The following is a 25,224-nucleotide window of genomic DNA, read 5'->3' as shown; positions in this document are numbered from 1 at the left end:
GGCTTACTTACCAGCCTTTCCGACCTTGCGGCGGATGACCTCGCCGGCGTACTTGACGCCCTTGGCCTTGTACGGGTCGGGCTTGCGCAGCTTGCGGATGTTCGCGGCCACCTCGCCGACCTTCTGCTTGTCGATGCCCTCGACGCTGAGCTTGGTCGGGGACTCGACCTTGAAGGAGATGCCCTCGGGCGCCTCGACCACGATCGGGTGGCTGTAGCCGAGCGCGAACTCCAGGTTGGAGCCCTTCGCCTGGACGCGGTAACCGACACCGCTGATTTCGAGAGCCTTGCTGTAGCCCTGGGTCACGCCGGTGATCATGTTCGCCACCAGCGTGCGGGACAGGCCGTGCAGGGCCTTGTTCTGACGCTCGTCGTTCGGGCGGGTGACGTTCAGGACGCCGTCCTCACCCTTGGCGACCTCGATGGGCGCGGCGACGGTGTGCGTCAGGGTGCCCTTGGGACCCTTCACAGAGACCGTGCGGCCATCGATGGTGACGTCCACACCAGCGGGAACCTGGATGGGCAGCTTGCCAATGCGCGACATTAGCTATTCCTCCGTTCCCTGATTACCAGACGTAGGCGAGAACTTCTCCGCCTACGCCCTTCTTGCTGGCCTGCTGACCGGTCAGGAGACCGTGGGACGTGGAGATGATCGCCACGCCCAGGCCGCCGAGGACCTTCGGCAGGTTGGTGGACTTTGCGTAGACCCGCAGGCCCGGCTTCGAGATCCGCTTGATGCCGGCGATCGAGCGCTCGCGGTTCGGGCCGAACTTCAGCTCCAGGACGAGGTTCTTGCCGACCTCGGCGTCCTCGACCTTCCAGCCGTTGATGTAACCCTCCTGCTGGAGGATCTCCGCGATGTGCGACTTGATCTTGCTGTGCGGCATCACGACGGTGTCGTGGTACGCCGAGTTCGCGTTACGCAGACGCGTGAGCATGTCTGCGATGGGATCAGTCATGGTCATGAATTGGCCTTCGGCCTCTCTCGCCGGGGTTTCCTGTATGCGCCATCCCTCTCCCCGAGCAGAGTCGGGACGGGTGCGGCGCGGGGACCTTCGGCGTAGTAAGCGACTATCTGCGGGCAGAGCCCGCGGGCGGTCAGGGCGGCGGGCGCCCAACCCTGCAAGCCTACGGCATACAGTGTGGGGCTCCCGCCGTCCAAATGCTTACCGAGAGCGTCCGGGTCTTCCAGCCTCCTCGTACCGCCGCCGGTCCCGGCGCCCGCAAAGGGCGCCGGACGTGCGACGGAGGAGCGGAATTACCAGGAGCTCTTGGTCACGCCCGGCAGCTCGCCGCGGTGAGCCATCTCACGGAGGCACACGCGGCACAGGCCGAACTTGCGGTACACGGAGTGCGGACGGCCGCAGCGCTGGCAACGCGTGTACGCGCGCACAGCGAACTTCGGCTTGCGGGCCGCCTTAGCGATCAGAGCCTTCTTCGCCACGGTCAGTTCTCCTTGAACGGGAAGCCGAGGTGACGAAGCAGGGCGCGGCCCTCATCGTCGTTCTGGGCGGTCGTCACCACGGTGATGTCCATGCCCCGGACCCGGTCGATCTTGTCCTGGTCGATCTCGTGGAACATGACCTGCTCCGTGAGACCGAAGGTGTAGTTGCCCCGGCCGTCGAACTGCTTGGGGGACAGACCACGGAAGTCGCGGATGCGCGGCAGCGCGAGCGACAGCAGGCGGTCCAGGAACTCCCACATGCGGTCACCACGGAGGGTGACGTGGGCACCGATCGGCTGGCCCTCACGCAGCTTGAACTGCGCGATGGACTTACGGGCCTTGGTGACGGCCGGCTTCTGGCCGGTGATCGTGGTGAGGTCGCGGATGGCGCCCTCGATCAGCTTGGAGTCGCGGGCGGCGTCGCCCACACCCATGTTGACCACGATCTTGGTCAGACCCGGGATCTGCATGACGTTCTCGTAGGAGAACTCGTCCTTCAGCTTCCCGGCGATCTCTTCGCGGTAGCGCGTCTTGAGACGCGGCGCGTTGGTGGTGGCAGTCATCAGATGTCCTCACCGGTCCGCTTGGCAACGCGGATCTTGTTGCCCTCGTCGTCGAAGCGGTATCCGACGCGGGTGACGACCTTCTTGCCGTCCTTCTCCACCACGAGCTGAACGTTGCTCACGTGGATCGGGGCCTCGGTCGTCACGATGCCGCCGGTCTTCGAGCCACGAGCGGTCTGGCCGGCCTTGGTGTGCTTCTTGACCCGGTTGACACCCTCGACCAGGACACGGTCCTCGCGGGGGAAGGCCGCGATGACCTTGCCCTGCTTGCCCTTGTCCTTGCCGGTGATGACCTGGACCAGGTCGCCCTTCTTGATCTTCATCGGTTACAGCACCTCCGGCGCGAGCGAGATGATCTTCATGAACTTCTTCTCGCGCAGCTCACGGCCCACGGGGCCGAAGATACGGGTGCCGCGGGGGTCGCCATCGTTCTTGAGGATGACGGCCGCGTTCTCGTCGAAGCGGATGTACGAGCCGTCCGGACGGCGGCGCTCCTTGACGGTGCGAACGATGACGGCCTTGACGACGTCACCCTTCTTCACGTTGCCACCGGGGATCGCGTCCTTGACGGTGGCGACGATGACGTCACCGATGCCCGCGTAGCGGCGACCGGAACCACCGAGAACACGGATGCAAAGGATTTCCTTCGCACCAGTGTTGTCGGCGACGCGCAGTCGCGACTCCTGCTGGATCACGTCTATCTCCTGATCGTCTGCCGGTTCCCGGCAGGGGCCGTCCTCTTACGAGGGGCAGCCCCTGCCGAGCCTGGCGGAACTGTCCCGAGGGAAACCCCTCGGGATTCTCTACGGGAATTCCCTGACGGGAATTTCCTTACTTGGCCTTTTCGAGGATCTCGACGACGCGCCAGCGCTTCGTCGCGGACAGCGGCCGGGTCTCCATGAGGAGGACGCGGTCGCCGATGCCCGCGGCGTTCTGCTCGTCGTGCGCCTTGAGCTTGTTCGTACGGCGGATGACCTTGCCGTACAGCGCGTGCTTGACACGGTCCTCGACGGCGACGACGACGGTCTTGTCCATCTTGTCGCTGACGACCAGACCCTCACGGGTCTTGCGGAAACCGCGCTCGTTCGTCTCAGTCACATTCTTCTCGCTCATCAGGCGCTCTCCACCGTCTCGATGCCGAGCTCGCGCTCCCGCATCAGGGTGTAGATCCGGGCGATGTCCTTGCGGACGGCCTTCAGCCGGCCGTGGTTCTCAAGCTGTCCGGTCGCCGCCTGGAAGCGGAGGTTGAACAGCTCCTCCTTGGCCTCACGAAGCTTGGCAACGAGGTCCTCGTTGTTCAGCTCGCGCAGCTCGGTCGCCTTGGTACCGGCCGCCATCACGACTCACCTGCCTCGCGCCGCACGATGCGGCACTTCATCGGAAGCTTGTGGGCGGCGCGGGTCAGCGCCTCCTTAGCAACCTTTTCATTCGGGAAGGACAGCTCGAACATCACCCGACCGGGCTTGACGTTCGCGACCCACCACTCCGGAGAACCCTTACCGGAACCCATGCGGGTCTCGGCCGGCTTCTTCGTCAGCGGACGGTCGGGGTAGATGTTGATCCACACCTTGCCGCCACGCTTGATGTGACGGGTCATGGCGATACGAGCGGACTCGATCTGCCGGTTCGTCACGTAGGCCGGGGTCACGGCCTGGATGCCGTACTCACCGAAGGCAAGCTCGGTACCACCCTTGGCCATACCGTTGCGCTTCGGGTGGTGCTGCTTGCGGTGCTTGACCCTACGAGGGATCAGCATGTCGGTCAGGCCTCCGTTCCGGTGCTCTCAGCAGCCGGAGCAGCGGCAGCGGCCTCGGCCTTGGGGGCCTCGGCAGCGGCGTTCTGCTGCGGCTTGCGACCGCCGCGGCCACCGCGCTCGCCACCGCGACGCGGGCGGTCGTTGCCGCCGCCACGGGCGGGGCGGTTGCCCGCGCGGGCTGCGGCGTTCTCGGCGCGGACCTCGGCGATGTTCTTGACGTCGCCCTTGTAGATCCAGACCTTCACACCGATACGGCCGAAGGTCGTACGGGCCTCGAAGAAGCCGTAGTCGACGTTCGCACGGAGCGTGTGCAGGGGCACACGGCCCTCGCGGTAGAACTCCGAGCGGGACATCTCGGCGCCGCCGAGACGGCCACCGCACTGGATCTTGATGCCCTTGGCGCCGGCCTTCATCGTCGACTGCATGCTCTTGCGCATGGCGCGACGGAAGGAGACGCGGGAGGAGAGCTGCTCGGCGACGGCCTGCGCCACGAGCTGGGCGTCCACCTCGGGGTTCTTGACCTCGAGGATGTTGAGCTGGACCTGCTTGCCGGTCAGCTTCTCCAGCTCGCCGCGGATGCGGTCGGCCTCGGCGCCGCGGCGGCCGATGACGATGCCCGGACGAGCGGTGTGGATGTCAACGCGGACGCGGTCGCGGGTGCGCTCGATCTCCACCTTGGAGATACCGGCGCGCTCCATGCCCTTCGTCATCATGCGACGAATGGCGACGTCTTCCTTGACGTAGTCCTTGTACAGCTTGTCGGCGTACCAGCGGGACTTGAAGTCCGTGGTGATGCCGAGCCGGAACCCGTGCGGGTTTACCTTCTGGCCCATTACCGGGTTCCTTCCTTGCTGCTGACGACCACGGTGATGTGGCTGGTCCGCTTGCGGATCCGGTAGGCGCGGCCCTGGGCACGCGGACGGAACCGCTTCAGGGTCGGGCCCTCGTCGACGTACGCCTCGGAAATGTAGAGGCTGCCGGCGTCGGTGTGGTCGTAGTTGTGCGCGGCGTTGGCAATGGCGCTGTCCAGCACCTTGCCCACCGGCACGCTCGCGGCCTGCGGGGCGAAACGCAGGACCGCCTGAGCCTCCGTGGCATCCATGCCACGGATGAGGTCCACCACGCGGCGGGCCTTCATGGGCGTGACGCGGATGTACCGCGCCTGGGCCCTGGCTTCCATGGTTGTCCCTTCGGTGTCAGTCATAGTCTTCGCAATCCCGCTGATCAGCGACGCCGCGACTTGCGGTCGTCCTTCTCGTGGCCGCGGAAGGTGCGGGTCGGCGCAAACTCGCCGAGCTTGTGGCCGACCATCGACTCGGTGACGAACACCGGGACGTGCTTACGGCCGTCGTGCACCGCGATCGTGTGGCCGAGCATGGCCGGGACGATCATCGAGCGGCGGGACCAGGTCTTGATGACGTTCTTGGTGCCGGCTTCGTTCTGGACATCCACCTTCTTGATCAGGTGGTCGTCGACGAAGGGCCCCTTCTTGAGACTGCGCGGCATCTAAACCCGCTCCTAGCGCTTCTTGTTCGTCTTGCGGCGGCGGACGATGTACTTGTTGCTGGCCTTCTTCGGCGAGCGAGTACGACCCTCCTTCTTGCCCCAGGGCGAGACCGGGTGGCGACCACCGGAAGTCTTGCCCTCACCACCACCGTGGGGGTGGTCAACCGGGTTCATCACGACACCACGCACGGTCGGGCGGACGCCCTTCCAGCGCATACGGCCGGCCTTGCCCCAGTTGATGTTCGACTGCTCGGCGTTGCCGACCTCGCCGACGGTGGCGCGGCAGCGCACATCGACCAGGCGGATCTCACCGGACGGCATACGAAGGTGGGCCATGGAGCCCTCCTTCGCCAGAAGCTGCACGGAGGCACCCGCGGAGCGGGCGAACTTCGCGCCGCCGCCGGGCCGCAGCTCGATGGCGTGGATCGTCGTACCCACGGGGATGTGGCGCAGCGGCAGGTTGTTGCCCGGCTTGATGTCGGCCCCGGGGCCGTTCTCGATGCGGGCGCCCTGGACCAGGCCACGGGGGGCGATGATGTAGCGCTTCTCGCCGTCTGCGTAGTGCAGCAGCGCGATGCGCGCGGTGCGGTTGGGGTCGTACTCGATGTGCGCGACCTTGGCCGGCACGCCGTCCTTGTCGTGACGACGGAAGTCGATCACGCGGTAGGCGCGCTTGTGGCCACCACCCTGGTGGCGAACGGTCACACGACCGGCGTTGTTACGGCCGCCCTTGCTGTGCAGCGGGCGGACCAGCGACTTCTCCGGCGTGGACCGCGTGATCTCGACAAAGTCGGCGACGCTGGAGCCACGACGGCCCGGGGTCGTCGGCTTGTACTTGCGGATACCCATTTCTCAGTCCTCGTCCGATTCCGGACGACTCGGACTCCGTTAGGAGACCGGGCCGCCGAAGATGTCGATACGGTCGCCCTCGGCGAGGGTCACGATGGCGCGCTTGGTGTTGGCGCGCTTGCCGAAACCGGTACGGGTGCGCTTGCGCTTGCCCTGCCGGTTGATCGTGTTGACCCCGGTGACCTTGACCGAGAAGACCGCCTCGACGGCCTGCTTGATCTGGGTCTTGTTCGCGCGCGGGTCGACGACGAACGTGTACTTGTTCTCGTCCAGCAGCGCGTAGCTCTTCTCGGACACGACCGGCTTGACGAGAATGTCGCGCGGGTCCGTGAAGGTCTTGCTGGTGACGACGGCCTCAGTCATCAGGCGTCGCTCCCTTCGGTCTCAACGGCCTTGGGGCCAGACACGAAGGACTCGAAGGCGGCCTTGGTGAAGACCACGTCGTCGGAGACGAGCACGTCGTACGTGTTGAGCTGGCCCGGCTCCAGGATGTGGACCTGGGGCAGGTTGCGGGCGGACAGCCACGCGGCCTCGTCGGCACGCTCGGCGACCAGCAGCACGTTCTTGCGCTCGCTGACCTTGCCGAGGAGGGCCTTGGCGGCCTTGGTGGAGACCTGGCCCTCGACCACGCCGGAGACGACGTGGATGCGGCTGTGGCGGGCCCGGTCGGTGAGGGCACCGCGCAGGGCGGCGGCCTTCATCTTCTTCGGGGTCCGCTGCGAGTAGTCACGCGGCACGGGGCCGTGGACGACGCCACCGCCGGCGAACTGCGGAGCGCGGGTCGAACCCTGGCGCGCGCGGCCGGTGCCCTTCTGGCGGTACGGCTTCTTGCCACCGCCGCGGACCTCGCCGCGAGTCTTGGTCTTGTGCGTACCCTGACGGGCCGCGGCCAACTGAGCGACGACGACCTGGTGGATCAGCGGAACGCTGACCTTCGCGTCGAAGATCTCCGCGGGGAGCTCGACGGTCCCGGCCTTGTCGCCTGCCGGCGAAAGGATGTCAATGGTGCTCATCGGTTACCTCAGGCCCCCTTGGCCGCGGTACGGACCAGGACGAGGCCGCCGTTCGGACCAGGAACTGCGCCCTTGATGAGCAGCAGACCCTTCTCCGCGTCAACGGCGTGGACGGTCAGGTTCTGGGTGGTGACCCGCTCATTGCCCATACGGCCGGCCATCCGCATGCCCTTGAACACGCGGCCCGGGGTGGCGCAGCCACCGATGGAGCCCGGCTTGCGGTGCACGCGGTGGGCACCGTGGGAGGCCTTGCCACCGCCGAAGCCGTGACGCTTCATGACACCGGCGAAGCCCTTGCCCTTGCTCTTGCCGGTCACGTCCACCTTGACGCCGGCCTCGAAGGTCTCGGCGTTGATCTCCTGGCCGAGGGTGTACTCGCCGGCGTCGGCGGTACGGACCTCGACGAGGTGACGGCGGGGGGTGACGTCGGCCTTCGCGAAGTGGCCCTTGAGGGGCTTGTTCACCTTGCGCGGGTCGATCTCGCCGAAGGCGATCTGGACGGAGTCGTAGCCGTCCTTGTCATTGGTGCGCACCTGGGTAACGACACAGGGGCCGGCCTTCACCACGGTCACCGGGACGACACGGTTGTTCTCGTCCCAGACCTGGGTCATGCCGAGCTTCTCGCCCAGGATGCCCTTGATCTGCTTAGCCATTCTCAGATCACCGACCCTCAGAGCTTGATCTCGATGTCGACACCGGCCGGAAGGTCGAGTCGCATCAGGGAGTCAACGGTCTTCGGCGTCGGGTCGAGGATGTCGATCAGGCGCTTGTGCGTGCGCATCTCGAAGTGCTCGCGCGAGTCCTTGTACTTGTGCGGCGACTTGATGACGCAGTACACGTTCTTCTCAGTGGGCAGCGGCACCGGGCCCGCGACCGACGCACCAGTGCGGGTCACCGTCTCGACGATCTTCTTCGCCGAGCTGTCGATGACCTCGTGGTCGTAGGCCTTGAGCCGGATGCGGATCTTCTGTCCCGCCATGGCTACTCAGTAGTCCTGTCTCTCGTAACGCTCTGGGACCCGGTGCGCCGTGCTCCGCGAGGAGCACCCGCCTGCCTCCGACCCACGCGGTCGGGCGTGTCGCACCCCTTCCCGTAAATCTCCACAGGGGAGATCCTTCAAGAAGGAGTGTGTGGGGGCAGGACACCCACCGGGCGCCTGGCTGGTACCCCGCTCACGCTTCCCGGAAGATTCCCGTACTTCCGCCCCTGATGAGGAACGACGAATACCTGGGACTCGCTTCCAGTCCTCCCGGCGGGAGGCGCGCAGCATCGGCACTCAACCGAGCAACCTGGACAGTGTGCCATAGCATGCCGACCCGATGCCAATCGAGCCGGTGATCGTACACCGGCTCGTCAGCGGCGCATGGCCGAGGTCACGGCCGCGTCCGGTAGATCTGCGTCAGATCAACATCAATGGTAAAGGGAACACTCACCTTCAACCGTTGATGATAGATCCCCGTAAGGCAGTAACTCTTCGCAACCGCATCCAGCTCGTACGTGTGCACCGCCGGATGCTCGTCCTCCCCCGCCATCTCCACCAGCCAGAAGTGCGGAATCCCCGCTCTCGCGTACTTTCCCGGCTTGGTCTCCCGATCCCGCTCCCGCGAGTCCGGTGAGACCACCTCCACCGCGAGCACCACGTCCGCAGCCTCGAACCTGGTCTGACTCCCGCCGGACACCGCTTCGCCACGCACCACCAGGAGATCCGGCTCCGGAGCATTACGGGGACCGAGCACGACGGTCATCTCCCGCATCACCCAGAGACGATCCGGCACGGTTCGTTGCAGCCCGGCTTCCAGCAGGAACAACGCTCTGGAGCGAAAGATCCGCTGCGGACTCCTGAAGACCAGGCTCCCGTCGATCAGCTCGGTGTGCGGCGGGAGGCCGGGCAGGCTGAACAGGTCGTCCACGGTGCAGCCGCCCGACGGCGGCACGGGCCCCGGGTGCTGCAGTTCGGCAGTCATGATTCCTCCCATGGTCGAGACCGTGGACCCGGTACCCGCTGCTCATGCGTCGTAGATCTGCGTCAGGTCGATGTCGATGGCGTACGGCACCGTGGTCTTCAGCCGCTGGTGATGGACGCCCGTAACGCCGTAGCTCTGCGTCACCGCATCCAGCTCGTACGTGTGCACCGCCGCATGGTCGTCCTCCCCCACCATCTCCACCAGCCAGAAGTACGGAATCCCCGCCCGCGCGTACTTCCCCGGCTTGATCTTCCGGTCCCGCCTCTCCGAATCCGGCGAGATCACCTCCCCCGCGAGCACGACGTCCGCGACGTCATACCGGTCCCGCCGGGGATCCCACGCGCCCACGGCCCGCACCACGAGAACATCCGGTTCCAGCACATCGCGGTCCCCCAGCACCACAGCCATGTCGCCACGCACCCGCAGGTGGCCCGGCGCCGTCCGCCGCAGCCCGTCCCACAGCAGCGACTGCGCCACCGAGTCGAACGCCCGCCGCGGAGCCGCGACCACGACACCCCCGTCGATCAACTCGGCGTGTCGCGGCAGCCCCGGCAGACCGAAGAACTCCTCGACGCCATACCCACCCGGCGGCGGCACGGCCCACGGCCGCTGCGGTTCGTCCGTCGTGATGTCGTCCATGGCCCAAGATCGTGGCCTTGCTACGTACCGGCGCTCCCCGCATACGTCCCGACACCACCCGTTGGGACGAGAACACCCGTACGCCATTGACGGCCGTCAGACCCCGCGTAACCCGCGTATTCCGCCTGTCCCCCGAGTCCCTGCCTCCTGGCCGTCTGGCTCAGCTCATCCCGCCGAAGCCACCGCCCCCGGGCCGCGTACGGCGTCACCGCCCGGTACCGGCTCCGAGGCGTCGGAGCCGGTACCCACGATGTGGTTCGCCGCGTCCACGTGGACCACGCGCGGGCGCAGCGTACGGGCCTCGGCGTCCTCGACCTGGGCGTAGCTGATGAGGATCACCAGGTCACCGGGGTGCACCAGGTGGGCGGCGGCACCGTTGATGCCGATGATCCCGGAGCCGCGCTCCCCCTCGATGATGTACGTCTCCAGGCGTGCCCCGTTGGTGATGTCGACGATGTGGACCAGTTCGCCGGGCAGCAGATCGGCGGCGTCCAGCAGGTCGGCGTCCACCGTCACCGACCCGACGTAGTGCAGGTCCGCCTGCGTCACGGTGGCACGGTGGATCTTGGACTTGAACATGGTGCGCAGCATGGCGTCACTCCTGAAGGAAGAAGGTCACGCCCTCACCACGAGGTGCGTGCCGGCTCACCCATGCTATTGCCCCGGAGTCAGACGTGAGTTGACACGTACGAGAGGAACCCGGCCCAGGCATCACGAGCGAAGCGGAGGTGAGGTCCGCCCGGGTCCTTGGAGTCGCGGACATTAATCGCGCTTGGGGTGGCGGCTACCTCGACGCACTCGGGGCCGTCGTTGGTGCTGTAGCTGCTCTTGAACCACTCCAGCGCGGGAGCTGGCCGGGTTGCCATGTCTCTCCTTGGGGATCAGACCTCTGACGCGTACGCCACGAAGGCACTCCAGGTGCCCGGCGCGAAGCCGAGGCGAGGCCCGCCCGGGTCCTTGGAGTCGCGCACGTGCACGGTGCCGGGAGTGGCAGCCACCTCAACACATGCAGGACCGTCGTTGCTGCTGTAGCTGCTCTTGAACCACTCCAGCGCGGGAGCCGTAGCGGGAACGGGCTTGAGGGTCATGTCTCTCCCAGTACTTTCTCGATGAAAGCCAATGACTCCCGTGGGGTGAGAGCCTGGGCCCGGATGATTCCATACCGCAGCTCAAGGATCCGGAGATCCTTGGGATTGGAGATCAAGCGGCTGGAGAGCTGGCTTTCCCAGTGCCCCACCGCAGTACCGTCGTTGAACTTCAGCAGTTGGAGCTCGCCGCCCATCCCAGCATGTTCCTCGCATTGCGTAGGCATCACCTGGATTTCGACGTGCCTCAACTTCCCAAGTTCCAGCAGGTGTTCGAGCTGCCGGTACAGCACCATTCTGCCCCCGATCGGTCGCCGTAGCGTCACCTCTTCCTGGACGAATGTCAGCATCGCGAAGGGATGCCGCTGAAGGATCTCCTGGCGTCGCATGCGAGCCGCCACGTAGCGTTCGATCTCGTCCGCCGTGTAGGCGGGACGGCGCATCTCAAAGAGCGCCCGCGCGTACTCCTCCGTCTGCAACAGCCCGTGCATGTTGTGGTTGCCGTACACACCGAGCTCGACCGCGTCGGCCTCCAGGCGGGCCAGGTCGCGGACCTTCTTGGGGTAGCGGGCCTCCGCTACGTCCTTCTTCATGGCGGCGAGCTTGCCGGCGGCGCCGAGGACCTTGTCGGCGCGGTCCAGGAACTCCGGTCTCGGGATGCGTTTACCCGCCTCGACCTTGTAGACCAGGTCCTCGCCGTAGCCGATCGTCGCGCCGAACTCGGGTTGGCTCAGGCCCGCCGCCTCTCTCCAGAGCTTGATCTGTCGGCCGACCGCCGCGATCACCGCGCCGGAGTCGTCGTCGGCCGGTTCCCAGTCGGGTTCGTCCGCTCCGTCAGTCGTGTAGTCCTTGCCGCCATCACTGGTGCTCATGCGCAGCCACCTCCATAGCGTCACGGTGGACAGGCCGGACAGTCGCGAGTCGCGGCCGGACAGTCACCGTGTGTGCGGGCGTCGTCACTGGGCAGCGTACGCAGGGATGGACACGCTGAGTGATGTGAACCAAGAAATTGCCGGTCAGGGCAGTCTGGCCACTTCGGAATCCGCAAAAGCATCCGCCGTCCGCCAGTTCTGGGTACAGCTATCCGCCACGCGGCGTGGCGCTCGGCTGGCGCGGTTGCTCGCCGTGGAGCAACTGCGGTCCTGGGGACTGCCTCACGAGGCGGTGGAGCAGGTCGTGGCCGAGTTGGCCTCGAACGCCGCGTCGCACGGGCGGGTGGCGGGGCGGGACTTCCGGCTCGTCGTACGGGCGAACGGGCGTCTGGTGCGGGTGGAGGTCACGGACGCGCGGGGTGACCGGATGCCGGTTCCGCGGGCTCCGGGGGACGGGGAGGCCGGGCGGGGGCTGCTTCTCGTCGGGGCGTTCGCGGAGCGGTGGGGGACGGTGTGGGGGCCGGCGCCGTGCAAGACGGTGTGGGCGGAGATGGTTTGTTGAGGGTGGGTGGGGGCGGAGAGCCGTGACCGGGGGCCGGGGGGCCGGGGGCCGGTGCGTCGGGACGTAAAAGACCCAGTAACCAGGGGAAAGTACCCAACCCGGCCCTGCCGTCCCTGCCGTCACTCGCTTGGGTGATTGCGAGTGGGAAAGCTGGCGTGGAGCGGGTTCGGCGCGGCAGGGTCGGCGGCGAGAGACAACTCGCAGACATGCGACAGACATGCGACGGCCCCCGGCCGGGACGGCAATCCCGATCGAGGGCCTGACCACCGAGGAAGAAGAGGCTTCCTGATGGGTGAGCAGCAGCTTAGTGCCCCCTCGCGCGCCATGTGCGCAGTCCGAGGAATCCGGAGGGGGCTGTGCAAGGTGACCGAGACCCAGCGCTCGGGTTACACGATCGTCGGCAATCAGCTCGCCCAGCACAAGGAGCTGTCGGCGCTCGCGATCGGGCTGGCGACGTACATCCAGTCGCTGCCGGACGGAGCCTCGGTCAGCGTCCGTGAACTCGCCGAGAGGTTCCCCGAGGGACGTGCACGGGTGGCCGCCGCCATGCGGTTGCTGGAGTCGCACGGGTTCATCGAGCGGGCCCGTGAGCGGGGCGCGGACGGGAGGATCCACACGGTCACGTACTCGTACAACGATCCGAAGGCCACTCGCGCCCGCCGGGCCCGCGAGGCCCTCGCGGGTGACGCAGACCGTGCCGTCGGCGCCGATGCAGTGGGGTGCGGGGCGTCTGCCTCGGCAGCTACCTCGCCCACTGTTGACGGCGACTTGGAGGATGGTCAGGACGTTACGGCGCCTTCGGAACCGGTACCGGCCGTCGCCGCCGCGCCCGCTGTCCCTCGTGCGGCGGCGCCGCTCCCCCGGCCGCGTACCGCCTCCGCCGGGCAGGAGTCGACGGCCCTCGCGCTGCTGGCGAATCTGCGGTGCGAGGAGCCGCGCCTGCTGCTGTCCGTACGAGAAGTCCACCGGCTCGCCCCGGCCGTGGCCGCCTGGCTGGAGCGCGGGGCGGCTCCGGAGGCCGTACGGCGCACGCTGACCGCCGGGCTTCCGCAGGAGCTGCGCCACCCGGCGGGTTTCCTCGCCCACCGGCTCACCGCCCTCCTCCCGCCAGCGATCCCGCCCGGTCCCGTACCGGCCGCCTCGCAGGACGTACGGCCCGATCCTCTCCAGACCTGCGACGGCTGCGAGCGCGCCTTCCGGGCCCCGCAGGCGGGACGCTGCCGCGACTGCCGGGGCGACGCGGGGGCCGGGGCCACGGCAGTGGCGGGCACGGAGACAGGGACGCGGAGCACCGCCGAGCGCCTGAAGGTCCGTCCATACCGTCCCGATCGCGACTCCCGTCCCGCCCGCGACTCCCGTACCGCCCGCGACTCCCATCACGCTCGCGACTCGCGCCCTGTCCCCGCCCCTCAGTTCGCCCACACCTGACCGGGGCCGCCGGCTCGTCGGCCTCCGCCGTCCGGGCGCTGCGGAAACCGTTGAAGCAAGGATTCCGGGGCCGTAGCGCCTCACCTGCATGAACGGCGGGCTGCGTCAAGGCATTTACGAGTAATCGGACATTGTCAAACTGCTTGTCAAATTCTTGTTGCACACCTGTCGCAAGCGATCAATAACTGGCACTCTCCTCTCGATTCACTCCTGCATCACCAGGTGGTCCCCAAGGACCGCCTGTCCCCTCATGCGGGCCGTGCCCATGCGGACCGCGCTAGGAGACAGAGTTGAGACGCATGACCTTCACCCCCCGCAAGAACACCCTTCGCGCCACCGCCCTGGTCGCCTCCGCCGCGATGGTCGCGGTGGCCGTCCAGACGGGATCGGCGACCGCCACGCCCGAGCGTGAGAGCGCCGCGGAGACCGTCGCGCTGTCCGCCTCGCAGCGTGTAAGCGCGCTCCAGAGCGCGCAGGCGGGCGCCGCGGCGACGGCCGACGAGATCGGTCTGGGCGGCAAGGAGAAGCTGGTCGCCCGCGACGTCGTCAAGGACGCGGACGGCACGGTGCACACGCGCTACGAGCGCACGTTCGCCGGCCTTCCGGTGCTCGGCGGGGACCTGGTCGTCCACGAGAAGACCGACGGCACGCGTACGGTCGACAAGGCGACCGACGCCAAGATATCCGTGCCCTCCACCCAGGCTCAGCGGCCGGCCGACAGCGCGAAGAAGTCGGCGCTGGCCGCGGCTGCCGCCGAGAGGACCTCCAGCGCCGCCACGGACGCGCCGCGCAAGGTGATCTGGGCCGCCACGGGCAAGCCGGTCCTCGCGTACGAGACCGTCGTCACCGGCGCGCAGAAGGACGGCACGCCCAGCCAGCTCCACGTCATCACCGACGCGAAGACGGGCAAGAAGCTCTTCCAGAACGAGGCGATCGAGACCGGTACCGGCACCAGCCGGTACAGCGGCAAGGTCCCGCTGTCCACGACCAAGAGCGGCGGCAAGTACAGCCTGACCGACAAGGCGCGCGGCGGCCACAAGACGTACGACATGAAGCAGCGCGAGGAGGGCACCGGCACCCTCTACACCGACGCCGACGACAAGTGGGGCGGCGGGCGCCAGACCGCGGGCGTGGACGCGCACTACGGCGCGGCGGTCACCTTCGACTTCTACAAGAAGGTGCTGGGCCGCAACGGCATCCGCGGCGACGGCAAGGGCGCCTACAGCCGCGTCCACTTCAGCAACGACTACGTCAACGCCTTCTGGTCGGACGACTGCTTCTGCATGACGTACGGCGACGGCGCGGGCAACAAGAACCCGCTGACCTCGCTGGACGTGGCTGCCCACGAGATGACCCACGGCGTCACCTCGGCCACCGCCAAGCTGAACTACAGCGGCGAGTCCGGCGGCCTGAACGAGGCGACGTCCGACATCTTCGGCACGGCGACCGAGTTCTTCGCCAAGAACGCCAGCGACAAAGGCGACTACCTCATCGGCGAGAAGATCAACATCAACGGTGACGGTACGCCGCTGCGCTACATGGACAAGCCCTCCAAGGACGGCGCGTCCAAGGACTACTGGTCCTCCTCGCTGGGCAACAACGACGTCCACTACTCCTCGGGCCCGGCGAACCACTTCTTCTACCTGCTGGCCGAGGGCAGCGGCAAGAAGACGATCAACGGTGTGAAGTACGACAGCCCGACCTACAACAAGAAGAAGGTCACCGGCATCGGCCGCGACAAGGCGCAGAAGATCTGGTTCCGCGCCCTGACCCGGTACTTCACCTCGACCACCAACTACGCCAAGGCCCGGACCGGCACGCTGAAGGCGGCGGCCGACCTGTACGGCAAGAACAGCGCCGCGTACAAGACGGTCGCGGCGGCCTGGACCGCGATCAACGTCAAGTAGAGACAGCACGGCCCGCGACGGCTGACGGACGTACGCTCGTACGACCGTCAGCCGTCAGCCGTAACCGCACACGGCGTGACGACAGCCGGACATCGGCGTCGAACATCGGCGGAGCACAGCAGAAGGGCCCCGTACACCCAAAGGTGTACGGGGCCCTTCTTGAGCAGCTCTGCGAGCTACCAGGTCAAACCGTCAGGTGATTACTTGACGATCTTGGTGACCTGGCCGGCGCCCACGGTCCGGCCACCCTCACGGATGGCGAACTTCAGGCCCTCCTCCATGGCGACCGGCTGGATGAGCTGGACCGACATCTCGGTGTTGTCGCCCGGCATGACCATCTCGGTGCCCTCGGGAGGGTCACGACGCCGGTCACGTCCGTGGTACGGAAGTAGAACTGCGGGCGGTAGTTGTTGAAGAACGGGGTGTGACGGCCACCCTCGTCCTTCGACAGGATGTACGCCTGCGCCTCGAACTCCGTGTGCGGGGTGACCGAGCCCGGCTTGATGATGACCTGGCCGCGCTCGACGTCCTCGCGCTTGATGCCACGGAGCAGCAGACCGACGTTCTCACCGGCCTGGCCCTCGTCGAGCAGCTTGCGGAACATCTCGATGCCGGTGACCGTGGTGGTGGTCTTCTCGGTCTTGATGCCGATGATGTCGACGGTCTCGTTGACCTTCAGGACACCGCGCTCGATACGACCGGTGACGACGGTGCCACGACCGGTGATCGTGAAGACGTCCTCGATCGGCATCAGGAACGGCTTGTCGACGTCACGCTCGGGCTGCGGGATCGACTCGTCGACGGCCTTCATCAGGTCGAGGACGGTCTTGCCCCACTCGGCGTCGCCCTCGAGCGCCTTGAGCGCCGAGACCTTGACGACCGGGACGTCGTCGCCCGGGAACTCGTACTCGGAGAGGAGCTCACGGACCTCGAGCTCGACGAGCTCCAGGATCTCCTCGTCGTCCACCATGTCGGCCTTGTTCAGGGCGACAACGATGTAGGGGACGCCGACCTGGCGGGCCAGGAGCACGTGCTCCTTGGTCTGCGGCATCGGACCGTCGGTCGCGGCGACCACGAGGATCGCGCCGTCCATCTGGGCGGCACCGGTGATCATGTTCTTAATGTAGTCCGCGTGACCGGGGCAGTCGACGTGGGCGTAGTGACGCGACTCGGTCTGGTACTCGACGTGCGCGATGGAGATGGTGATACCGCGCTGGCGCTCCTCGGGAGCCTTGTCGATCTGGTCGAAGGCCGAGGCCTCGTTCAGGTCCGGGTACGCGTCGTGCAGCACCTTGGTAATGGCGGCCGTGAGGGTCGTCTTACCGTGGTCGATGTGACCGATGGTGCCGATGTTGACGTGCGGCTTAGTCCGCTCGAACTTCGCCTTCGCCACTGGGGTCCTCCTGTGGAGTGGTTCTGTACGCCTTACTCATCGGCGCCAGGTGATCTTTGCTGGGGTGCCGGCTGCCGGGGACCTCCCCACGGGACGCGGCGGCGTCCCCGGCAGACGGTGTCAAGCCTAAAGCGTGTTCCGACTCGTGAGAGCCGGACCTACTCGCCCTTGGCCTTCGCGATGATCTCCTCGGCGACGTTCCGCGGAACCTCGGCGTAGGAGTCGAACTGCATCGAGTAGCTCGCGCGACCCGACGTCTTGCTGCGGAGGTCTCCGACGTAGCCGAACATCTCCGAAAGCGGAACCAGGCCCGTGACGAGCTTGGCACCCGCGCGGTCCTCCATGGACTGGATCTGCCCACGGCGGGAGTTGATGTCGCCGATCACATCGCCCATGTAGTCCTCGGGCGTGGTGACCTCGACCTTCATCATCGGCTCCAGCAGGGCCGGGCTGGCCTTGCGGGCGGCCTCCTTGAAGGCCATCGAACCGGCGATCTTGAAGGCCATCTCGGAGGAGTCGACCTCGTGGTAGGCGCCGTCGAGAAGGGTGACCTTCACGCCGGTCAGCGGGTAGCCGGCGAGAACACCGAACTCCATGGCCTCCTGGCAGCCCGCGTCCACGGACGGGATGTACTCCCGCGGGATACGGCCACCGGTGACCTTGTTCTCGAACTCGTACCCGTCGCCCTCAAGCGGCTCGATCGCGATCTGCACCTTGGCGAACTGACCGGAACCACCGGTCTGCTTCTTGTGGGTGTAGTCGACCCGCTCGACCGCCTTGCGCAGCGTCTCACGGTAGGCGACCTGCGGCTTGCCGACGTTGGCCTCGACCTTGAACTCACGCTTCATACGGTCGACCAGCACGTCCAGGTGCAGCTCGCCCATACCCGCGATGATGGTCTGGCCGGTCTCCTCGTGCGTGGAGACCTGGAAGGACGGGTCCTCCTCGGCGAGACGCTGGATGGCGACACCCAGCTTCTCCTGGTCGCCCTTGGACTTGGGCTCGATGGCGACCTGGATGACCGGGGCCGGGAAGTCCATCGACTCCAGGATCACCGGGTTGGACGCGTCGCAGAGGGTCTCACCGGTGGTGGTCTGCTTCAGACCCATGACGGCGACGATGTCGCCGGCACCCACCGAGTCGATCTCCTCACGCTTGTTCGCGTGCATCCGGTAGATCTTGCCGATGCGCTCCTTCTTGCCCTTCACGGAGTTCTGCACCTGAGTGCCGGTCTCCATGCGGCCGGAGTACACCCGGACGAAGGTGAGCTTGCCCAGGTGGGGGTCGCTCATGATCTTGAAGGCAAGGCCGGCGAAGGGAGCCTCGTCGGACGGCTCGCGCTTGACGGCCTCCTCCGCGTCCTTCACCGAGTGGCCCTCGACGGCGCCGATGTCCAGCGGCGACGGCAGGTAGCGCACGACGGCGTCGAGCAGGGGCTGCACGCCCTTGTTCTTGAACGCGGTACCACAGAACACCGGGGTGATCGTGGTGGAGCCCTTGCCGGTCGAGGCGATGGTGATACGGCGGATCGCCGCGTAAAGCTGCTCCTCGGTGGGCTCCTTGCCCTCCAGGTACAGCTCCATCATGTCTTCGTCGTTCTCGGCGACGGCCTCGAGCAGCTTGCCGCGCCACTCGTCGGCAGCCTCGATGTGGGTGTCGGGGATGTCGACGACGTCGTACATCTCACCCTTGGCGGCCTCGGCGGACCAGACCAGGGCCTTCATGCGGACCAGGTCGACGACGCCCTTGAAGTCCGCCTCGGTGCCGATCGGAAGCTGCATGACCAGCGGAACCGCGCCCAGGCGGTCCACGATCATGTCGACGCAGCGGTGGAACTCGGCGCCGGTGCGGTCGAGCTTGTTGACGAAGCAGATACGCGGAACGCCGTAGCGGTCCGCCTGACGCCACACGGTCTCGGACTGCGGCTCAACACCGGCAACGCCGTCGAACACCGTCACGGCACCGTCGAGCACGCGCAGCGAACGCTCCACCTCGACGGTGAAGTCGACATGGCCCGGGGTGTCGATGATGTTGATGGTGTGGTCGACGTTGTCCAGCGGCCAGTGGCAGGTGGTCGCGGCGGACGTGATCGTGATGCCGCGCTCCTGCTCCTGCTCCATCCAGTCCATCGTGGCAGCGCCGTCGTGGACTTCACCGATCTTGTACGAGACGCCGGTGTAGAACAGGATCCGCTCGGTGGTGGTCGTCTTGCCCGCGTCGATGTGGGCCATGATCCCGATGTTGCGGACCCTGGCCAGGTCAAGCGAAGTGGTGGCCATAGTGGCTCAATCTTCTCTCGGTCTCGATGTGGGTAGCGACTACCAGCGGTAGTGCGCGAAGGCCTTGTTGGACTCGGCCATCTTGTGGGTGTCCTCGCGCTTCTTGACCGAAGCGCCGAGGCCGTTGGAGGCGTCCAGCAGCTCGTTCATGAGGCGCTCGGTCATGGTCTTCTCGCGGCGGGCGCGGGAGTAGCCCACGAGCCAGCGCAGCGCGAGGGTGGAGGCGCGGCCGGGCTTGACCTCGACCGGCACCTGGTAGGTGGCGCCACCGACACGGCGGGACTTGACCTCAAGGGTCGGCTTGATGTTCTCCAGCGCGCGCTTGAGCGTGATGACCGGGTCGTTGCCGGTCTTCTCGCGCAGACCCTCCATGGCACCGTAAACGATGCGCTCGGCGGTGGAGCGCTTGCCGTTCAGCAGGACCTTGTTGATGAGGGAGGTCACCAGAGGAGAGCTGTAGACCGGGTCAATGATGACCGGGCGCTTCGGGGCGGGGCCCTTACGAGGCATTCTTACTTCTCCTTCTTGGCGCCGTAGCGGCTGCGAGCCTGCTTGCGGTTCTTGACGCCCTGCGTGTCGAGGGAGCCTCGGATGATCTTGTAGCGAACACCCGGAAGGTCCTTCACACGGCCGCCACGCACGAGCACGATCGAGTGCTCCTGCAGGTTGTGGCCCTCACCCGGAATGTAAGCGGTGACCTCGATCCCGCTGGTCAGACGCACACGCGCGACCTTACGCAGGGCCGAGTTCGGCTTCTTCGGGGTGGTCGTGAACACACGCGTGCAGACGCCGCGGCGCTGGGGCGAACCCTCCAGTGCGGGCGTCTTGTTCTTCTCGACCTTGTCCTGCCGGCCCTTGCGGACCAGCTGCTGGATCGTAGGCACCGTTTCTCCGGTTTCTGTGTGCCAGTCTCGGTAAAGCTAACCTGGAACTTCTCCGACCCACGCGGTCGGGTGTGTCGAATGCCGCGGACCCCTCGCTGGAACGAGTACGGCTGCGGATTGCGGTGTCGAGACCCGGCTTATGTACGGACAAGTGCACGCACGGCAGACCGAGGACACCCCAGGCACAAGGTCAGAGCGTACCTACCGCATGGGCTGCGGTCAAAACAAATGCACACGCGAAGGACACGCCGGACTCCGTGCGGCGCTGCCGACACCGTAGTGGGATACGTCACCGTACGGAAGAACGCCACCCCTTTCGCGGCGGGTCCCGGCCCGGTCCGCTCACACGCTCGCGACGGCTATCAGCATCATGAACAGCAGGAACATGGCCCAGCCGGCGATCCCCATCCAGCCCAGGACCAGCCCGGCCACCGCCTGGCCGTCCCCGCCCTCACCCGTACGACGGATCTCCGCGCGCGCCTTGTGCCCCAGGATGACCGCGGGTATCGCCGTCACCCCCATCGTGAACGGCGCCAGGATCCCGCAGACCAGCGCGCCGGTCGAGCTGGCGTTGGTGGTCACGGGCGGGGCCATCGGCATGAAGGTCGCCGGCACCTGCGGGCGGGGGGTGAAGGCCGCCTGCGGCACCGGGCCCTGCGGCAGGTCGGAGACGATCATCTGCAGCTCGGCGTGGGTCTGCGCCTGGTAGGCACGGGTCATGCGCTGCTCGTACTCCGGCTGCGCGAGCCGGCCCTCGGCGAACCCGGCCTTGAGCACGTCGACCGCGCGCTCGCGGTCGGCGTGCGAGGCGCGCATCGCCGGCGCGCCGATCGGCCCCTGAGCGGGCTGACCGCCCTGCCACGGCTGGAACGCCACGTGTGGCACCTCCCCCAACGAACCGGACACTGCACCCAACAATCAGAACGTCTCAGGAGAGCACACGGTTCCCGGTCAACCTCGGGGCTCCTGCCGGACCACAGTAATGCTTCAGGGTCCGTATGGGGCACCAGGGGCCCCGATTGCCACGACGACTGCCACGACGAACGCCGCGGGGCGGCCACCTCCGAAGAGGTGACCGCCCCGCGCACGGCACATGCCAAGGATTACTGGTTGTACGGACCGTAGTCGTAGTCCTCCAGCGGAACCGCCTGGCCGGAGCCGGTACCGAACGGCGAGTAGTCGATGTCGTCGTAACCGACGGCCGAGTACATCGCGGCCTTGGCCTCCTCGGTCGGCTCCACCCGGATGTTGCGGTAGCGGGACAGGCCCGTACCGGCCGGGATGAGCTTACCGATGATGACGTTCTCCTTGAGGCCGATCAGGGAGTCCGACTTGGCGTTGATCGCCGCGTCGGTGAGCACCCGGGTCGTCTCCTGGAAGGACGCCGCCGACAGCCACGACTCGGTGGCCAGCGAAGCCTTGGTGATACCCATGAGCTGCGGACGGCCGGAGGCCGGGTGGCCACCCTCCGCCACGACCCGGCGGTTCTCACTCTCGAACTTCGTACGCTCCACCAGCTCGCCCGGCAGCAGCTCCGCGTCGCCGGACTCGATGATCGTCACACGGCGCAGCATCTGCCGGATGATGATCTCGATGTGCTTGTCGTGGATCGCCACGCCCTGGCTGTTGTAGACCTTCTGGACCTCGCCGACCAGGTGGACCTGGACGGCGCGCTGGCCCAGGATGCGCAGCACGTCGTGCGGGTTGATGGCACCCACCGTCAGCGGCTGGCCGACCTCGACGTGGTCACCCTCGGCCACCAGCAGACGGGCACGCTTGGAGACGCCGTAGGCCGTCTCGTCGCTGCCGTCGTCCGGGGTGACGATGACCTTCTTGGTCTTCTCGGTCTCCTCGATGCGGACGCGGCCGGCCGCCTCCGAGATCGGGGCGACACCCTTGGGCGTACGGGCCTCGAAGAGCTCGACGACACGCGGCAGACCCAGGGTGATGTCGTCACCGGCCACACCACCGGTGTGGAAGGTACGCATCGTGAGCTGGGTGCCGGGCTCACCGATGGACTGGGCGGCGATGATGCCGACCGCCTCACCGATGTCGACCAGCTTGCCGGTGGCCAGCGAGCGGCCGTAGCAGTAGGCGCAGGTGCCGACCGCGGACTCACAGGTCAGGACCGAACGGGTCTTGACCTCCTCGACGCCGTGCGCGACCAACTGGTCGATGAGCACGTCACCGAGGTCCACGTTCGCCGAGGCGATGACCTTGCCGTCCACGACGACGTCCTCGGCCAGCATCCGGGCGTACACGCTGGACTCGACGTCGTCCGCCTTGCGCAGCACACCGTCGGCGCCCTTGGAGGCGATCCGCAGCTTCAGACCGCGCTCGGTGCCGCAGTCCTCCTCGCGGATGATGACGTCCTGCGAGACGTCCACCAGACGACGGGTCAGGTAACCCGAGTCGGCGGTACGCAGCGCGGTGTCCGCGAGACCCTTACGGGCACCGTGGGTGGAGATGAAGTACTCCAGCACGGACAGACCCTCACGGAACGACGCCTTAATGGGCCGCGGGATGGTCTCGTTCTTCGCGTTCGACACCAGACCACGCATACCGGCGATCTGCCGCATCTGCATCATGTTTCCTCGGGCACCCGAGTCAACCATCATGAAGATGGGGTTCGTCTTGGGGAAGTTGTCGTTCATCGCCTCGGCGACCTCGTTGGTCGCCTTGGTCCAGATGTTGATCAGTTCCTGAGTGCGCTCGTCCTTGGTGATCAGACCGCGCTCGTACTGCTTCTGGACCTTCTCGTCCTGGGCCTCGTAGCCCGCGACGATGGCCTTCTTGGCCTCCGGCACGACGATGTCGGACACCGCGACGGTGACGCCGGAACGGGTCGCCCAGTGGAAACCGGCCGCCTTCAGGTTGTCCAGCGTGGCGGCGACGATGACCTTGGGGTAGCGCTCGGCCAGGTCGTTGACGATCGCGGAGAGCTGCTTCTTGCCCACCGAGTAGTCGACGAACGGGTAGTCCTCGGGCAGCAGCTCGTTGAAGAGCGCGCGGCCCAGGGTCGTACGCAGCCGGAAGCTGTCACCCTGCTGCCACTCCGGCTCGCCCTCCTCCGCGGCCGGCGGGGTCCAGCCGCGGGGCGGGACGGTGCCGATCGGGAAGCGGATGTCGACCTTCGCCTGGAGCGAGAGCTCACGGGCGTCGAACGCCATGATCGCCTCGGCGACCGAGCCGAAGGCCCGGCCCTCGCCCTTGACCTCGCGCTCCTCCTCGTCGGTGGTGAGGAAGAACAGGCCGAGCACCATGTCCTGGGTCGGCATGGTCACCGGACGGCCGTCGGCCGGCTTGAGGATGTTGTTCGAGGACAGCATCAGGATGCGGGCCTCGGCCTGCGCCTCCGCGGAGAGCGGCAGGTGGACGGCCATCTGGTCACCGTCGAAGTCCGCGTTGAACGCGGTGCACACGAGCGGGTGGATCTGGATGGCCTTGCCCTCGACGAGCTGCGGCTCGAACGCCTGGATGCCCAGACGGTGCAGGGTGGGCGCACGGTTCAGCAGCACCGGGTGCTCGGCGATGACCTCTTCGAGGACGTCGTACACGACGGTGCGGCCACGCTCGACCATGCGCTTGGCCGACTTGATGTTCTGCGCGTGGTTGAGGTCCACCAGGCGCTTCATCACGAACGGCTTGAAGAGCTCCAGCGCCATCGCCTTGGGCAGACCGCACTGGTGCAGCTTGAGCTGCGGGCCGACGACGATGACCGAACGCGCGGAGTAGTCCACGCGCTTACCGAGCAGGTTCTGACGGAAACGGCCCTGCTTGCCCTTGAGCATGTCGCTCAGGGACTTCAGCGGGCGGTTGCCGGGGCCGGTCACCGGGCGACCGCGGCGGCCGTTGTCGAACAGCGCGTCGACGGCCTCCTGCAGCATCCGCTTCTCGTTGTTCACGATGATCTCGGGGGCACCGAGGTCGAGGAGACGCTTGAGGCGGTTGTTGCGGTTGATCACACGGCGGTACAGGTCGTTCAGGTCGGAGGTCGCAAAGCGGCCACCGTCGAGCTGCACCATCGGACGCAGGTCCGGCGGGATGACCGGGATGCAGTCCAGCACCATGCCGTTGGGGCTGTTGCGGGTCTGCAGGAAGGCGGAGACGACCTTGAGGCGCTTGAGCGCACGGGTCTTCTTCTGGCCCTTGCCGGTACGGATGATCTCGCGGAGCTTCTCGGCCTCTTCCTCCAGGTCGAAGGACTCCAGGCGCTTCTGCAGGGCAGCGGCACCCATGCCGCCCATGAAGTACGTGCCGAAGCGGTCACGCAGCTCGCGGTAGAGCAACTCGTCGCCCTCCAGGTCCTGGACCTTGAGGTTCTTGAAGCGGCTCCACACCTCGTCCAGGCGGTCGATCTCGCGCTGCGCGCGGTCACGGAGCTGCTTCATCTCGCGCTCGGCGCCCTCGCGCACCTTGCGGCGCACGTCCGCCTTGGCGCCCTCGGCCTCCAGCTCGGCGAGGTCGGTCTCCAGCTTCTTGGCGCGGGCCTCCAGGTCCGCGTCGCGGCGCTGCTCGATCTGCTGGCGCTCGACGGAGACGTGGGCCTCCAGCGAGGGCAGGTCGCGCGTACGGCGCTCCTCGTCCACCCACGTGATCATGTAGGCGGCGAAGTAGATGACCTTTTCGAGGTCCTTGGGGGCAAGGTCGAGCAGGTAGCCCAGCCGCGACGGAACGCCCTTGAAGTACCAGATGTGGGTGACGGGAGCGGCCAGCTCGATGTGGCCCATCCGCTCACGGCGCACCTTGGCGCGAGTGACCTCCACGCCACAGCGCTCGCAGATGATGCCCTTGAAGCGGACGCGCTTGTACTTACCGCAGTAGCACTCCCAGTCCCGGGTCGGGCCGAAGATCTTCTCGCAGAAGAGGCCGTCCTTTTCGGGCTTGAGGGTGCGGTAGTTGATGGTCTCCGGCTTCTTGACCTCACCGTGGGACCACTGACGGATGTCGTCAGCGGTAGCGAGGCCGATCCGCAGCTCGTCGAAGAAGTTGACGTCGAGCACTGTCGTCAATCCCTCTTTCAGGGTCGAGTCTCAATCATGGTCTGGGGGTCCGGATGGGGGTCTCCCCATGCCGAGGGG

31 protein-coding genes and 1 pseudogene are annotated in these 25,224 nt (G+C 66.9%); 3 read left to right on the top strand and 29 right to left on the bottom strand.

Going from position 1 to position 25,224, the window contains the following annotated elements:
- Nucleotides 1-3 precede the first annotated feature (3 nt).
- From rplF to KGS77_RS19500, 23 genes are all read right to left on the bottom strand, one after another.
- Nucleotides 4-543: a 50S ribosomal protein L6 gene (rplF, locus tag KGS77_RS19610; RefSeq protein ID WP_242583630.1), complete on the bottom strand. Its 540-nt coding sequence runs from the start codon at nt 541-543 to the stop codon at nt 4-6.
- A gap of 22 nt (nt 544-565) precedes the next feature.
- Nucleotides 566-964 (bottom strand): 30S ribosomal protein S8, encoded by a 399-nt coding sequence (gene rpsH, locus KGS77_RS19605; RefSeq protein ID WP_242583628.1) that lies wholly within the window; start codon nt 962-964, stop codon nt 566-568.
- Nucleotides 965-1,257: 293 nt separating this feature from the next.
- Nucleotides 1,258-1,443 (bottom strand): type Z 30S ribosomal protein S14, encoded by a 186-nt coding sequence (locus KGS77_RS19600; protein WP_004571834.1) that lies wholly within the window; start codon nt 1,441-1,443, stop codon nt 1,258-1,260.
- 2 nt (nt 1,444-1,445) lie between these two features.
- Complete coding sequence (gene rplE, locus KGS77_RS19595) at nt 1,446-2,006, bottom strand: 50S ribosomal protein L5 (protein ID WP_242583626.1); 561 nt, start codon at nt 2,004-2,006, stop codon at nt 1,446-1,448.
- On the bottom strand, nt 2,006-2,329 hold the full coding sequence (gene rplX, locus KGS77_RS19590) for a 50S ribosomal protein L24 (RefSeq protein WP_030835110.1): 324 nt from the start codon (nt 2,327-2,329) through the stop codon (nt 2,006-2,008). Before rplX ends, rplE begins: the two co-directional genes overlap by 1 nt.
- 3 nt (nt 2,330-2,332) lie before the next feature.
- The gene (rplN, locus tag KGS77_RS19585; RefSeq protein ID WP_003998823.1) at nt 2,333-2,701 is read right to left on the bottom strand and encodes a 50S ribosomal protein L14; all 369 of its coding nucleotides are present in this window, start codon (nt 2,699-2,701) and stop codon (nt 2,333-2,335) included.
- A gap of 136 nt (nt 2,702-2,837) precedes the next feature.
- Entirely contained in the window at nt 2,838-3,119 is a 282-nt protein-coding gene (gene rpsQ, locus KGS77_RS19580) for a 30S ribosomal protein S17 (protein ID WP_242583624.1), read from the bottom strand.
- A complete protein-coding gene (gene rpmC / locus KGS77_RS19575; RefSeq protein ID WP_004950453.1) occupies nt 3,119-3,343 on the bottom strand; it encodes a 50S ribosomal protein L29 in 225 nt (74 codons plus the stop codon). The genes rpsQ and rpmC overlap by 1 nt, the downstream gene beginning before the upstream one ends.
- Nucleotides 3,343-3,762 (bottom strand): 50S ribosomal protein L16, encoded by a 420-nt coding sequence (gene rplP, locus KGS77_RS19570; protein ID WP_004571829.1) that lies wholly within the window; start codon nt 3,760-3,762, stop codon nt 3,343-3,345. The genes rpmC and rplP overlap by 1 nt, the downstream gene beginning before the upstream one ends.
- 5 nt (nt 3,763-3,767) lie before the next feature.
- Complete coding sequence (gene rpsC, locus KGS77_RS19565; RefSeq protein ID WP_242583621.1) at nt 3,768-4,595, bottom strand: 30S ribosomal protein S3; 828 nt, start codon at nt 4,593-4,595, stop codon at nt 3,768-3,770.
- On the bottom strand, nt 4,595-4,942 hold the full coding sequence (gene rplV / locus KGS77_RS19560; protein WP_242587567.1) for a 50S ribosomal protein L22: 348 nt from the start codon (nt 4,940-4,942) through the stop codon (nt 4,595-4,597). The genes rpsC and rplV overlap by 1 nt, the downstream gene beginning before the upstream one ends.
- A gap of 44 nt (nt 4,943-4,986) precedes the next feature.
- Nucleotides 4,987-5,268, bottom strand: a complete 282-nt coding sequence (gene rpsS / locus KGS77_RS19555) for a 30S ribosomal protein S19 (protein WP_014178772.1) — start codon at nt 5,266-5,268, stop codon at nt 4,987-4,989.
- A gap of 12 nt (nt 5,269-5,280) precedes the next feature.
- On the bottom strand, nt 5,281-6,117 hold the full coding sequence (gene rplB, locus KGS77_RS19550; RefSeq protein ID WP_242583619.1) for a 50S ribosomal protein L2: 837 nt from the start codon (nt 6,115-6,117) through the stop codon (nt 5,281-5,283).
- Nucleotides 6,118-6,156: 39 nt separating this feature from the next.
- A complete protein-coding gene (gene rplW, locus KGS77_RS19545; protein WP_242583617.1) occupies nt 6,157-6,480 on the bottom strand; it encodes a 50S ribosomal protein L23 in 324 nt (107 codons plus the stop codon).
- Nucleotides 6,480-7,130 (bottom strand): 50S ribosomal protein L4, encoded by a 651-nt coding sequence (gene rplD / locus KGS77_RS19540; RefSeq protein WP_242583615.1) that lies wholly within the window; start codon nt 7,128-7,130, stop codon nt 6,480-6,482. Before rplD ends, rplW begins: the two co-directional genes overlap by 1 nt.
- A gap of 8 nt (nt 7,131-7,138) precedes the next feature.
- Nucleotides 7,139-7,783 (bottom strand): 50S ribosomal protein L3, encoded by a 645-nt coding sequence (gene rplC, locus KGS77_RS19535; protein ID WP_242583613.1) that lies wholly within the window; start codon nt 7,781-7,783, stop codon nt 7,139-7,141.
- A gap of 17 nt (nt 7,784-7,800) precedes the next feature.
- Nucleotides 7,801-8,109 (bottom strand): 30S ribosomal protein S10, encoded by a 309-nt coding sequence (rpsJ, locus tag KGS77_RS19530; RefSeq protein WP_003948644.1) that lies wholly within the window; start codon nt 8,107-8,109, stop codon nt 7,801-7,803.
- 394 nt (nt 8,110-8,503) lie between these two features.
- Nucleotides 8,504-9,094, bottom strand: coding sequence for a Uma2 family endonuclease (locus KGS77_RS19525; protein ID WP_242583611.1), 591 nt, complete (start codon nt 9,092-9,094; stop codon nt 8,504-8,506).
- 42 nt (nt 9,095-9,136) lie between these two features.
- A complete protein-coding gene (locus KGS77_RS19520; RefSeq protein ID WP_242583609.1) occupies nt 9,137-9,733 on the bottom strand; it encodes a Uma2 family endonuclease in 597 nt (198 codons plus the stop codon).
- 165 nt (nt 9,734-9,898) lie between these two features.
- On the bottom strand, nt 9,899-10,324 hold the full coding sequence (panD, locus tag KGS77_RS19515) for an aspartate 1-decarboxylase (protein ID WP_242583607.1): 426 nt from the start codon (nt 10,322-10,324) through the stop codon (nt 9,899-9,901).
- A 77-nt stretch (nt 10,325-10,401) separates the two neighbouring features.
- Entirely contained in the window at nt 10,402-10,599 is a 198-nt protein-coding gene (locus KGS77_RS19510) for a DUF397 domain-containing protein (protein WP_242583597.1), read from the bottom strand.
- Nucleotides 10,600-10,614: 15 nt separating this feature from the next.
- Complete coding sequence (locus KGS77_RS19505; protein ID WP_242583595.1) at nt 10,615-10,821, bottom strand: DUF397 domain-containing protein; 207 nt, start codon at nt 10,819-10,821, stop codon at nt 10,615-10,617.
- Entirely contained in the window at nt 10,818-11,690 is an 873-nt protein-coding gene (locus KGS77_RS19500; RefSeq protein WP_242583592.1) for a helix-turn-helix transcriptional regulator, read from the bottom strand. Before KGS77_RS19500 ends, KGS77_RS19505 begins: the two co-directional genes overlap by 4 nt.
- Before the next feature lie 106 nt (nt 11,691-11,796).
- On the opposite strand from KGS77_RS19500, the gene KGS77_RS19495 reads away from it, so the two are divergent.
- The 3 genes from KGS77_RS19495 (at nt 11,797) to KGS77_RS19485 (ending at nt 15,587) form a co-directional block, all read left to right on the top strand.
- Nucleotides 11,797-12,252, top strand: coding sequence for an ATP-binding protein (locus KGS77_RS19495; protein WP_242583590.1), 456 nt, complete (start codon nt 11,797-11,799; stop codon nt 12,250-12,252).
- A gap of 363 nt (nt 12,253-12,615) precedes the next feature.
- Nucleotides 12,616-13,680, top strand: a complete 1,065-nt coding sequence (locus tag KGS77_RS19490) for a helix-turn-helix domain-containing protein (protein WP_347404507.1) — start codon at nt 12,616-12,618, stop codon at nt 13,678-13,680.
- A gap of 299 nt (nt 13,681-13,979) precedes the next feature.
- Nucleotides 13,980-15,587, top strand: coding sequence for a M4 family metallopeptidase (locus KGS77_RS19485; RefSeq protein ID WP_242583587.1), 1,608 nt, complete (start codon nt 13,980-13,982; stop codon nt 15,585-15,587).
- A 200-nt stretch (nt 15,588-15,787) separates the two neighbouring features.
- Here the strand turns inward: KGS77_RS19485 and tuf are convergent.
- The 6 genes and pseudogenes from tuf to KGS77_RS19455 form a co-directional block, all read right to left on the bottom strand.
- A pseudogene (gene tuf / locus KGS77_RS19480) lies at nt 15,788-16,980 on the bottom strand (elongation factor Tu).
- Between the two features lie 158 nt (nt 16,981-17,138).
- The gene (fusA, locus tag KGS77_RS19475) at nt 17,139-19,259 is read right to left on the bottom strand and encodes an elongation factor G (protein WP_242583585.1); all 2,121 of its coding nucleotides are present in this window, start codon (nt 19,257-19,259) and stop codon (nt 17,139-17,141) included.
- Nucleotides 19,260-19,298: 39 nt separating this feature from the next.
- Nucleotides 19,299-19,769, bottom strand: a complete 471-nt coding sequence (rpsG, locus tag KGS77_RS19470) for a 30S ribosomal protein S7 (RefSeq protein WP_242583584.1) — start codon at nt 19,767-19,769, stop codon at nt 19,299-19,301.
- A 2-nt stretch (nt 19,770-19,771) separates the two neighbouring features.
- The gene (gene rpsL / locus KGS77_RS19465; RefSeq protein ID WP_003948652.1) at nt 19,772-20,143 is read right to left on the bottom strand and encodes a 30S ribosomal protein S12; all 372 of its coding nucleotides are present in this window, start codon (nt 20,141-20,143) and stop codon (nt 19,772-19,774) included.
- 342 nt (nt 20,144-20,485) lie between these two features.
- Nucleotides 20,486-20,959: a DUF1707 and DUF4190 domain-containing protein gene (locus tag KGS77_RS19460; protein ID WP_242587566.1), complete on the bottom strand. Its 474-nt coding sequence runs from the start codon at nt 20,957-20,959 to the stop codon at nt 20,486-20,488.
- A gap of 287 nt (nt 20,960-21,246) precedes the next feature.
- A complete protein-coding gene (locus KGS77_RS19455) occupies nt 21,247-25,146 on the bottom strand; it encodes a DNA-directed RNA polymerase subunit beta' (RefSeq protein ID WP_242587565.1) in 3,900 nt (1,299 codons plus the stop codon).
- Nucleotides 25,147-25,224 lie beyond the last annotated feature (78 nt).

The sequence above is a fragment of the Streptomyces sp. MST-110588 genome, from assembly GCF_022695595.1.
Lineage (GTDB): Bacteria > Actinomycetota > Actinomycetes > Streptomycetales > Streptomycetaceae > Streptomyces.
Note: the sequence above shows the minus strand (reverse complement) of the source record. Positions and strands in the feature narration are given on the sequence as shown.